2 protein-coding genes are annotated in these 870 nt (G+C 66.4%); one reads left to right on the forward strand and one right to left on the reverse strand.

Annotation, left to right across the window (positions count from 1 at the left end; genetic code table 11):
• Positions 1–14: 14 nt before the first annotated feature.
• Positions 15–167 (reverse strand): hypothetical protein, encoded by a 153-nt coding sequence (locus ITP53_RS55555; protein ID WP_195903521.1) that lies wholly within the window; start codon positions 165–167, stop codon positions 15–17.
• 222 nt (positions 168–389) lie between these two features.
• Between ITP53_RS55555 and ITP53_RS55560 the strand changes: the two genes are divergently transcribed.
• Positions 390–587: a type II toxin-antitoxin system RelE/ParE family toxin gene (locus ITP53_RS55560; protein ID WP_328818986.1), complete on the forward strand. Its 198-nt coding sequence runs from the start codon at positions 390–392 to the stop codon at positions 585–587.
• Positions 588–870 lie beyond the last annotated feature (283 nt).

Genomic DNA, 870 nt, shown 5'->3' on the forward strand with positions numbered 1-870 from the left:
CTTGTCCTCGCCCGTCATGCGCGCACCCGCCCTGCCCGGAGCCTGCCGCCCGGCGCGTTGGTGTCGGTGGCGGCCCGCTCGCGGTTGCCGGAGTTCGCCCCGGCCACGTCCGCCGTCCGGTCCGCCGGGTCAGGCATCCGGCGCTCAGTCCATGTCTGTGTCGTCATCACGCTCCTCGCTCGGCTTCTTGACACTATAGGCCTACTTTGTCTAGTGCGACAAGCGGGAGGAGTGGCTTCAAGGAGGGCCGGGGCTTGACGGGAGCGGGAAGTGTGGGCGCGTCGCGATCGACTCACTCGCCGAAGTAGGACGAGGCCTGGGACAGCCGGCTGGTCGATACGATCACCGCTTCACGTCTGCGGAATCCGAAGGAGCTTCGGCTAGGGACCGTGCGGATCTTGTTCGCTTTTGACCCATGGCGATCCAGCATCCTGCTTGTCGCGGGTGACAAGGTCGGTCAGTGGAACGCCTGGTACACGCAGGCAATCCCGCTCGCCGAGCAGCACTACGAGATCTACCTGAAAGAACGGCAGGCAGAGGAGGGTAGAGCTGATGGGATACGCGCGCTGGAAGGACATGCGTGCTGATCATGTTGAACGTGCCGGCGGCGAGGACGCTGTCGAGGCGGGCAAGCAGGAACCGCGGCCGACGTGCCCTCCGGTCCTGCTGCGGCTGAGGTCTTCGGGAGCGAAGAAGATCCGGGAGCCGCACCGGGAGTCACCGGGCGGACCAGAGCCAGGGGCGGCGGTTGTCTCCGAGGGCGGGCCGTGTCAGTGGCGGCTGCCATGCTGGGCCCATGACTGACCCAACTACCGCCTCCGATTACGCGTGGATCCGGGAGCGAGACCAGTACGAGACGTACTGCGTCAC

Source organism: Nonomuraea cypriaca, from assembly GCF_015645445.1.
Classification (GTDB): Bacteria; Actinomycetota; Actinomycetes; order Streptosporangiales; family Streptosporangiaceae; genus Nonomuraea; species Nonomuraea cypriaca.